Source organism: Paenibacillus sp. VTT E-133291 (assembly GCF_002264395.1).
GTDB lineage: Bacteria > Bacillota > Bacilli > Paenibacillales > Paenibacillaceae > Paenibacillus_AQ > Paenibacillus_AQ nitricinens.
The window spans coordinates 42900-52868 of record NZ_NFVA01000047.1; the positions used below are offsets into that span (position 1 = coordinate 42900).

The 9969-nt window shown below is 46.4% G+C and carries 10 protein-coding genes and 1 pseudogene; 5 read left to right on the forward strand and 6 right to left on the reverse strand.

What is annotated here, in order from left to right; all coding sequences use genetic code 11:
- Positions 1-112: 112 nt before the first annotated feature.
- Entirely contained in the window at positions 113-1690 is a 1578-nt protein-coding gene (gene ggt / locus CA598_RS18540) for a gamma-glutamyltransferase (RefSeq protein ID WP_094877432.1), read from the reverse strand.
- Between the two features lie 207 nt (positions 1691-1897).
- Between ggt and CA598_RS32000 the strand changes: the two are divergent.
- Positions 1898-2240, forward strand: a pseudogene (locus CA598_RS32000) (chromate transporter); the annotation flags it as partial.
- Between the two features lie 122 nt (positions 2241-2362).
- Here CA598_RS32000 and CA598_RS18545 read toward each other — a convergent pair.
- Positions 2363-2740 (reverse strand): PH domain-containing protein, encoded by a 378-nt coding sequence (locus CA598_RS18545; RefSeq protein ID WP_076298221.1) that lies wholly within the window; start codon positions 2738-2740, stop codon positions 2363-2365.
- Between the two features lie 179 nt (positions 2741-2919).
- On the opposite strand from CA598_RS18545, the gene CA598_RS32340 reads away from it, so the two are divergent.
- From CA598_RS32340 to CA598_RS18555, 3 genes are all read left to right on the forward strand, one after another.
- Positions 2920-3087 (forward strand): hypothetical protein, encoded by a 168-nt coding sequence (locus tag CA598_RS32340; RefSeq protein ID WP_156114741.1) that lies wholly within the window; start codon positions 2920-2922, stop codon positions 3085-3087.
- A 122-nt stretch (positions 3088-3209) separates the two neighbouring features.
- On the forward strand, positions 3210-5183 hold the full coding sequence (locus tag CA598_RS18550; RefSeq protein WP_094877433.1) for an ABC-F family ATP-binding cassette domain-containing protein: 1974 nt from the start codon (positions 3210-3212) through the stop codon (positions 5181-5183).
- A 26-nt stretch (positions 5184-5209) separates the two neighbouring features.
- A complete protein-coding gene (locus CA598_RS18555) occupies positions 5210-5677 on the forward strand; it encodes an ASCH domain-containing protein (RefSeq protein WP_094877434.1) in 468 nt (155 codons plus the stop codon).
- A 101-nt stretch (positions 5678-5778) separates the two neighbouring features.
- On the opposite strand, the gene CA598_RS32345 is transcribed toward CA598_RS18555, so the two are convergent.
- The 4 genes from CA598_RS32345 to CA598_RS18570 all read right to left on the reverse strand — a co-directional run bounded on the left by CA598_RS32345 (position 5779) and on the right by CA598_RS18570 (position 8175).
- Positions 5779-5931, reverse strand: coding sequence for a hypothetical protein (locus CA598_RS32345; RefSeq protein WP_179281637.1), 153 nt, complete (start codon positions 5929-5931; stop codon positions 5779-5781).
- A 202-nt stretch (positions 5932-6133) separates the two neighbouring features.
- Positions 6134-6751: an NUDIX hydrolase gene (locus CA598_RS18560; protein WP_094877435.1), complete on the reverse strand. Its 618-nt coding sequence runs from the start codon at positions 6749-6751 to the stop codon at positions 6134-6136.
- A gap of 32 nt (positions 6752-6783) precedes the next feature.
- Positions 6784-7737 (reverse strand): TRM11 family SAM-dependent methyltransferase, encoded by a 954-nt coding sequence (locus tag CA598_RS18565; RefSeq protein ID WP_256990547.1) that lies wholly within the window; start codon positions 7735-7737, stop codon positions 6784-6786.
- Between the two features lie 42 nt (positions 7738-7779).
- Entirely contained in the window at positions 7780-8175 is a 396-nt protein-coding gene (locus tag CA598_RS18570) for a winged helix-turn-helix transcriptional regulator (RefSeq protein WP_256989872.1), read from the reverse strand.
- A 289-nt stretch (positions 8176-8464) separates the two neighbouring features.
- Between CA598_RS18570 and CA598_RS18575 the strand changes: the two genes are divergently transcribed.
- Positions 8465-9820: a dipeptidase gene (locus CA598_RS18575; RefSeq protein ID WP_094871280.1), complete on the forward strand. Its 1356-nt coding sequence runs from the start codon at positions 8465-8467 to the stop codon at positions 9818-9820.
- Positions 9821-9969 lie beyond the last annotated feature (149 nt).

Sequence of the window (9969 nt, forward strand, 5' to 3'; positions counted from 1 at the left end):
GCTCCGTTAAACTAGGATTTTCCCATTTGCCTTTCCGAGAATCCTCTCACGATATCTTTCCCACCAAATAACGGAAGGAGCAATTCGGGGGATTTGGAGAGAGCATCTCACCCTACCAACCTATCGCCGCGCCATCGCAGCGCGGGTCCGTCCCTCCACTACGATATCCATTGTCATCTATGGAGATCACGTGGGCATGACCCACGATCCCGTCGTATGCGTCCACTTTCCGGACAATATGACCAGCCGCCTCTAAATCAGACAGCACCTCATCTGCTACCCGGCCCTCCACCTTCAGCTCCTGCGTAGGCTCCCCCCACGTTCTCCCCCACACAAAACGCGGTTCACTTACAGCTGTTTGCGGATTCATCCCATAATGCAGCATCCTTGTGAGGAGCATCGTCTGAGTCTGCGGCTGACCTTCTCCGCCTTGTGTACCATACAGAATCATAGGTTTTCCCTCTCGGCAGGCCATGGCTGGCATCAGTGTGTGGAAGCTTCGTTTATGCGGTTCAAGCGTATTGATGTGATTCGGATCAAGCGAGAAAAACGAACCCCGATTCTGCAGCAGAATCCCCGTATTTCCAGCTACCACGCCCGATCCAAACTCAAAATACAGACTTTGAATAAAAGAGACCGCATTCCCCTCTTCATCCACAACCGCAGCATATGCGGTATCACTACCGATAGGCTGACTTGTCAGCTGCGCTGCTTTTTGCATCGAGATCGTAGAGGCTAGTTGCCCTGCATAGTTCTTATCTAGCAGCTGCATCAAAGGAATAGCACTAAAATCCGGATCTGTAAGCACTCTATCCCGATCACGAAAACTCAGCTTCAGCGCCTCAACGAGCAGATGATAATATTCGTAAGAGCCATGCTCGATTTCTCCGAAATTAAAATGCTCCAATATATTAAGACTCATCAGCCCCGTAAACCCTTGAGAATTTGGCGGCACTTGATACACCCTATGCCCGTGATATTCCGTATGAATCGGCTCAACCCAATCCCCCTGATGATCCGCAAAGTCATCCCGAGTGAGATAACCCCCGGCTCCCAGCATATAATCACAAATATCTTCTGCAATCTTCCCCTTATAAAAAGCGTCCCGTCCACCCGCAGCCAACGTCTTCAGAGTTGCCGCCAGTTGTGTCTGCTGAAATCTCGATCCAGCAGACACAACCACTCTGCCCGGCATATATATCGCGGATGCCTCCGCTGACAACGCCGCTCCAGCAAGCAGCGTATTATTCCGCTGGTCCGGCGACAGCGGAAACCCACTCTGAGCGTAGCCAATGGCTGGCTCCAGCACCTCTGCCAGCGTTAAACGGCCATACTTACTGAGCATGGCATCCCAGCTATCAACCATCCCCGGCACGGTGATGGCACTGCGGATCCCCCGCCTCGGGATAGCTCCCTCCCCGGCAAAGCAACTTCTGCGAACTCCATAACCCGATCGTCCGCTTCCGTTATACACCCGAACACGCGCCTCTTGCGCGCAATAGGTCAACCAAAACGAATCCCCACCAAGCCCCGTCATATGCGGGTAGACCACAGCGAGCGTAGCACTGACCGCCACTGCCGCATCAAAGGCATTTCCTCCTCTTTCCAAAATGCGCGCACCCGCAGCCGAAGCTAAATAATGAGGGCTGACGACCATTGTTTTGGTGCCTATTACAGGTTTCTCCGCCATATTCCCCATCTCCCTATAAACTTTCCACTCATTTAACGTCATTTAACATCACATAAAAATCCCCTGTCAATCGATTACACTAACCCGCAAAATTAACATCCTTTTTTTGTGATCCATGCACAAAGATTAGCTAATTGCTAGTCAACCACGTAGCTTCAAACATATGAATTGTATAGAATGGGCTCTAAAAACAAGGGGAGATCTCACATGATATCCATCCATAAAGATTATGTACAAATAGCTATCGCCATGTTCAGAACTGGGATTGTCGGCTATGGCGGAGGACCTTCGGTAATTCCATTCATCCGGCATAATGCGGCAGCTCGCTACACTTGGCTAAGTGATGATGAATGAGGGGAGACATTGGCGATTGTAAAGGCACTACCAGGGCCTATTGCCACCAAGATGGCGGCTTATCTCGGGTATAAACTCCGAGGAGTTAGGGGGGGCTATACTGTCAGTTCCGGCACATATTTTACCTAGCTGCCTGGTCATAATCATACTGTTATCAGCTGTGAATTATTTAAGTAGATCAAGGGTAGTAGCTGGAAAGCGCTCATTGCAGTAATCGCATTCTGGGCTATCAAGCGGCTTAAGGTACATCCTGCCTTAGTTCATCTTAGCCGCTTTTACGTATGGGGATCTTGTACTCCGCTACACTGTCTAACTGAACTATTTTAAAATATATTGTGACAATACCGCCTGCACCTCATAAATATTCACAGATTTATTAAAGGTCTTCTTGAGTGGCACAGTGCTGCTGGAAATATAGATACATAGCTCCGCATCCAGATCAAAGTGCCCTGCCGTCTCCACGGAATAATGCGAGATGCTTTTGTACGGGATGGAATGATAATCCGTCTTTTTGCCCGTCAGTCCCTGTTTATCCACTAGAATCAATCGTTTGTCTGTAAAAATAAACATATCTCTAATCAGCTTGTAGGCCCGTTCAATTTTCTCTTGAGGGGCAAGAATTTGTGCATATTCCCGCTGTACCTCCGCAAGATTTACTTGTGATGCATTACCCATCAATCCGTCAAAAATCGCCATATAACTTCCCCTTTTCATCTGTTATTTTTAGTGGCTTGTCTCCTCCCACATAGAACCATATTATTCAACGATTCATATTCTATGCAGTGTAAACTTCGCTTTGCCATCTTTTTACTTGCTAAATTTCCGATTATTGTTTACACTGTCATTAAATTTGTTATGAAAGGGGTGTGGAAGGTATGGATCACAATTGGACCAATAGTGTTATGAGTCGGCTACCTAAAGCGATAGCTGGCATTGCTCATGTAAATGGCGATAACGGGAGAAGTCTGTCCATTTCCATGAATTTAATAACACTACACAATTGTGAAATGCCTTTCCTGCCATCACCCGGACGGATCAGTTAACCGGAGAATGATAAGGCCGTGGGGAAATTTCCCTACGGTCTTTTTTTATGGTTTTTTTGCAGAATTCCAGTTTCGATTTAGGGTTCTGGCGGTGCAAAGGGCATTCTTAAAGGAGAATATATATGATTATTCAATGCCAAAATGTTCAAAAGTACCACGGTGCACAGCTCGTACTAAATAGCATCACCTTCGATATCCGCCAAGGAGAAAAAATCGGTCTCATCGGCCGCAATGGTTGTGGTAAAACTACGCTTTTCCATTTACTTAATGGCGAAGAGCGCCCCGATCAAGGGCAAATCTCCATTCGCAAAGGTAGTGTAGTAGGAATGCTGGCTCAAATTCAAGAGGTTGCCAAGAAAGAAACCGTATATGAAGTTCTACAGCGTAGCTTTGCTGAACCTTTGCAATGGCAACAACGCCTGCGAGAGCTGGAGCTTGAAATGTCCACCTTCAATACCGGGACAGATGAAACACTATGGAATCGGCTGCTGAAAGAATACGGTAGCCTTCAGGATAAATTTGAGACCGCAGGAGGCTACGAAATTGAATCCACAATTCAGCGAGTGGCCACTGGTTTAGGAATCGACGCTGGGCAATATAGCCGACTCTTCTCCACTCTTTCTGGCGGCGAGAAAACTAAAGTCGGACTTGCAGAGCTGCTGCTGCGTAGACCCGATGTACTCCTACTCGATGAGCCAACCAATCATCTGGACATGAACGCCATCGAGTGGTTAGAGCAGTACTTACAGAGCTATGACGGTACAGTGCTAGCCATTTCCCATGATCGTTATTTCCTCGATGCTGTAGTCAAGAAAGTGATCGAGATTGAGGATGGCGAGGCTTTTACCTTCCATACCAACTACAGCGGCTATCAGGTAGAGAAGGAAACACGTCTGCTTCAACAATTCGCTGATTACCAAGAGCAGCAGAAAAAAATAAAACAAATGCAGGAAAGCATCAAACGTCTCATCGAATTTGGCAATCGCGGGACGCCTCCTAACCCTGCTTTTTTCCGGAGAGCAGCCTCCATGCAAAAAGCTCTGGATCGCATGGTGAAGCTTAAACGTCCTATTCTGGAGCGCAAGTCGATGGATTTGCAGCTACAGCAAAATGATCGTTCCGGCAATCAAGTTGTCATTCTGGAGGATGTCGGTAAAGCATATGGAGAGCGGAGCCTTTTTACAGACGCAAATGAAGTCCTTCGCTATGGAGAAACTACGGCGCTTATTGGTGGTAACGGGGCAGGAAAAAGTACACTATTAAGAATTATTTTAGGTCAGGAAACGCCAGATACTGGAAGTTGTATACTGGGTTCAAGAGCCGTTGTCGGTTATCTCGCGCAAGAGGCCGTCCCTGAAAACAACAAACAATCTGTACTCCGTTACTTCCGTGAAGAAGCCGGACTAGAAGAGGGCGAAGCTCGCGGACAGCTCGCGCGTTTCCTATTCTATGGTGCCGATGTATTCAAAGACATCACGAATTTATCCGGAGGGGAATGGACCCGCCTGCGTTTCGCTGTGCTGATGCATCGTAAACCGAACCTGCTGATTCTGGATGAACCAACGAATCATCTAGATATTGACTCCCGCGAGGCGCTGGAGGAAGCTTTAGAGGAATTCCCAGGTACAGTACTGGCCGTATCCCATGACCGCTACTTCATTAATCGTCTGTTCCATAAGCTCTGGTCCATTGAAAGTGGACGATTTGGAGTTTTCAACGGCAACTATGAGTATTACAAGGAAAAACAAGCTGAGAAGGCATCAGCATCAGCAGCATCAGCCTCTGTTCCCGATCAACCTAAACCTTCCTCTTCAGAAGGAATAACTTCATCACGCTCCGGTAAGCCCCAATCTAGCGGTTCAGTGAATGTTACTACAGCTAACTCGTCCAGTTCCCGCAAGAAGAGCGTCCACTTCGACTGGGAGAAGGCTATTGCAGAGGTCGAGGAACAGCTTGAGGAAATTGATGTAAAAATGCTAGATCCACAGATTAGTAGCAATGCGGCAGAGCTTGCGGAGCTACTAAAAGAACGCGATATAATGCAAGAGCAACTAGATGAGCTTTATGCGGGTTGGATGGAAACTGCGGGACATTAACGATCATTAAACGAGGAGATACGGATATGAGCAACGAAACGAAGATTACGCTTTTTTGGGAAGAATATACCCAGCTTTATCCACAAGCAGCGGCTAACTACGAGGCTTGGGCCTTTGGTGACAGTCCTCAAATGGCCGATGAACTATTGGATCTGGTGATCCAAGGGATCAAGACTGGCACCGCTTCGAACTATGAAATTTATGCAATTTCCGACGAGACACTACCTGAAATTGGCCGACACAGTATTCTGCTCGATGGCCACGGTAATCCACAAGCTGTGATCGTTACGACAGATGTGCAAATTACTCCTTTTGATGAGGTAGGCGCTGATTTTGCCTATAGCGAAGGCGAGGATGACAGAACGCTGGAGTCATGGCGCCATGAGCATGAGAAGTTCTTCTCCAGAGAATCTTTAGCGTTCTTGAAAAAGCCTTTTGATCCAAAAATGAAGGTGGTTTGTGAGAACTTTAGACTGGTATTTACGAAATCATAAGAAACTCAAGAAACTAAAAAGGCGGCCTCTTCCGTTAGGAAGAGACCGCCTTTGATGTATACTATACAACTATTAGAGTTAGATAATAATTAAAATACGGCTCAGCGCCAAAACCCCAGAATCCAGCCAATCACAGAGATCCATAACGGAATGCTGATTAAAATACCCCAAATCAGCCCAGTGGCAATATTGCCCTCTGCAGGACGCACAACATTTTCCTGTTTTAATGGAATGCTCAGCTCTTCTTGTTCCATGCGATCCCCTCCTAAAATTCTTATCGTCACAGTAGAGGAAAAAATGTAGACCGCTCGACCCAAAAACTTAGAATATTGACTTTATTTTAGATATAAAGGCTCAGCGGCTTAACACTGAAAGTGCTTACATAATAATCATTAACCAAAATTTTAATATTTTAAAAACTTCGGTTTACGGAAGTCATTCATCATATGCAAATTCTTAGTCCAATATTACTACTTTTTCTGGATTTCGTAAATATTCAAACATCGTCTGAATCTGCTCTTTGGTATTCCGCTCCACGGAGAGCTCAGGCAGTTCATCTTCAGCAAAAAAGGAAACTTCACTCGTCTCCACCCCTTGCATCGCCTCACCGCCCACAATGCTGCACAAGATAAAAAACTTGTACACATGATACGGCTCCGGAGGATGGTTATGAAATTTCTTATCCAGAACAGCCAGCAAGCGAATTGCCTCTGCCTCAAATCCTGATTCTTCTTGAATTTCTTTAACAACGACCTCACTCGGTGACAGACCAATATCTCCCCAGCCGCCGGGAAGCGCCCACTTTCCATCTAATTTCTCGCGGACCAGCAGGATTCTGTCCCCCTGAAAAACAACACCACGGATATCTACTTTCGGCGTAGCGTAGCCACTCTCACTAGCAAAGGAGAGTCTTATTCTCTCCTTGCTTTCGAATGTATAATTAGCGAGGATGTCTACACTTAGCTCCCGCAAAGCTTGATAACGTTCTATATCGTAGACATCTTTAGCGTAAGTTAGTCCAGTCTGTGCGATGGCCTGTATTTCTTTAGCCCAGGTTAACCATTTCTGCTCCATTGCTGCACCCCTTTAAAAGATCTTCATTAGGATTACTGGCAAAGCATTAAATGACGGGAGAACAAACCTTTTTTAGCTTCACAACGGTCTATAATCGTAAATCCAGCTTCATTAATCATCTCATCCATCGGTTCGATCGCAACGATAACCACCCGATCTGCAATCCGGCGTGCATTCACTAGAATCGCAAACTGTTCCTCAGGTGTAATACTAGAATATAGATTATAAGGCATATCTACAATAGCAACGTCGTAATGTTCTGTGATGTCAGCGATATCCCCTAATGTTACCTCACTTGAGAATCCAAAATGAGCAATATTTGTTCGGGCACCGATCGCGATCTGAGGATTAATGTCACGTCCGACCATGTTGATTCCCATCGACAAAGCCTCTACCATTACTGTTCCGATGCCGCAGCAAGGATCGATAGCTTTTATCCCTTCCGGATTCGGAACGGCGATGTTGACCGCGGCTCGGGCAACACGTGTGCTAAGCGCGATAGAATAGCTACGCGGCTTCTTCATTTGACGGAACCACGTAGCCTTGTTTTTATGATAAGAGCCAAAGTACCAGCGCCCACCCAGCGTAACAATACCATATACCAACTGAGGGTGGTTTACATCCGCTTCCCCTTCAATACGCAGCCCAATTTCTCGCTCGATCACTCTACGCTCATCATATTCTATTTTGTCCGCAGGGGACAGATCATTAGTCTTCACAAAAATAACCTTAAATGTCTTGCCGCCAAGCTCCACTTGCTCGGTTTGATCATAAATCTCAGGCAAGCTGTCTCCCTCGTACATAACATCCAATCGTTCTTTAATGAAGGGACTGCGGCTGACATCCACCTCTACCTCACTCTTAAAGATGGAAGAAGATACTTCCTCTCCAAAAAGACAACGAAGCTCCATCTGACATAGCGATAACTCGTCCTCTGAACAGGTGTAAGTATATATAAATGTGTTGTTTCCACTTTTCTTTTGCAAAATAATCCATCCTCTATACCAGGTAATTGTACGACTAGCTTACTACTCCTGCATTTCGTGCTGAATATCATAACCTACTCGTGCTTTGGCGATTTCAGCGTTGTTCCTATTGACCCATTCCACTAGGGAAGTTAAAGGATCCAGCAGGGACTCCCCTAAACTCGTCAGACCGTATTCAACAGTCAAAGGCACCGTAGGTGTGACTTTACGCCAAACTATACCGTCTCGTTCTAAATGACGCAGAGTCTGGGTCAGCATCCGTTGTGATATTCCACCAGAACGCCGCTGCAGCTCTTTAAACCGCAGTGCTTTTGCACCTAAGTTCACAACAATGAGTACACTCCATTTGTCCCCAATCCTATCCAGAATTTGACGAGTGACGGAGTAGTCCTCTAACGTTGGCATTAGCCGAATGGGTTCGTCTCTTGAATGTTCCAAAGTGGTTACCTCCATGTAACTTAAGCATGTAATCGCACTTTTGTATCTCTTGAGCTTATCCAGCTTATCATGGTTACTGTTAGTAATCAACAACCGGAAAAGAACTATTCTTTACGAAAGGAAGCGCCTGTCACGATCATCAGATAAGACATCTTCCCGATCGCTTTTGATCCATAGTGAGTTCTCCAGTATAATGATTCCTATAGAATGCTAAACAAGACGGTCACGTATGGCAATTAAGCTCATAGCCGGTTTTGCGCAGCAAAACTTAAGGAGGTACATACACACTATGTCATATGAAACGTATTTTTCAACACACCGGGATGAACATCTAGAAGAACTAAAACAATGGCTCAAGATTCCAAGTATTTCTGCCTTGTCTGAGCATAAGGACGATGTACTAGCTGCAGCCCATTGGCTGACGGACACACTAAAGAAAGCCGGACTTGAGAACATTGAGCTTCATCCGACAGCGGGACATCCCGTCATATATGCTGACTATCTTCATGCTCCGGGTAAGCCTACCATTCTTGTATACGGCCACTACGATGTGCAGCCAGTAGATCCGCTGAACCTGTGGACTACACCTCCGTTTGAACCAGAGATCCGTGACGGCAAGCTGTATGCACGTGGCGCAACGGATGACAAAGGGCAAGTATTCATTCACCTCAAAGCGATTGAAGCAATCCTGAAACAAGAAGGTACTCTTCCTGTTAACATCAAGCTCTGCATCGAAGGTGAAGAAGAAATCGGCAGCGCAAATCTCCCTCCATTCCTGGAAGCTAACAAAGAGAAGCTGGCTGCGGATGCGGTGCTAGTCTCGGACACTTCCCTGCTGGAACGCGGTCGCCCTGCAATTTGCACAGGACTACGTGGCCTAGGATCACTTGAAGTGAGCGTAACTACAGCTCTTACAGACCTGCACTCCGGTTCTTACGGTGGTGGTGTTCCGAATGCACTGCACGCTCTCGTGTCCCTGCTCAGCTCCCTTCATGACGACAAAGGTCGTGTTTCTGTAGAAGGCTTCTATGATGGTGTACCTGAACTTTCTCCAATGCTACGAGAGGAATTCGTGAAGCAAGGCGTGAATGAAGATAAGATTCGCGAAGGACTTGGACTTGACGCATTATACGGTGAAGAAGGTTATTCTTTTGTAGAACGTATTGGTGCTCGCCCTACACTTGAGCTTAACGGTGTCTATGGGGGCTTCCAAGGTGAAGGAAGCAAGACCGTTATTCCAAAAGAAGCACATGCCAAGATTACTTGCCGTCTCGTTGGCGATCAGGATCCACAGCATGTTCTTGATGCCGTTGAAGCGCATCTGAAGGCTAATATTCAAACCGGAGCGAAAGTCCATGTGCAGCAAATGGAGAAGGCGCGTGCCTTTAACATTGATCCATCGAACCCTATTCTGCAAACTGCAGCAGACGCTTACGGCAAAGTATACGGAACCCGTGCCCTCTTCACCAAAGACGGTGGCTCCATTCCGATCATGGAAAGCTTCTCCCGTGTACTTGAAGCACCAGTGGTCCTGATGGGCTTTGGCCTTGATGATGAGAACCTGCATGCACCGGATGAGCATTTCAACCTTGAGAACTTTGATAAGGGACTGCTCACCATTGTTGAGTTCTTGAAGACTGTTTAAGATCAAAGGGTAGTTAAAAAGCCAGGCTCCCCCTTCGTGGAGGAGCCTGGCTTTTTGATGAACAATATCATTAAACAAAGCAATAAAAAAATCCCTGCATCGCAAGGATTTGGAAGTTTAAATTATGGAGCGGGTGATGGGAATCGAAC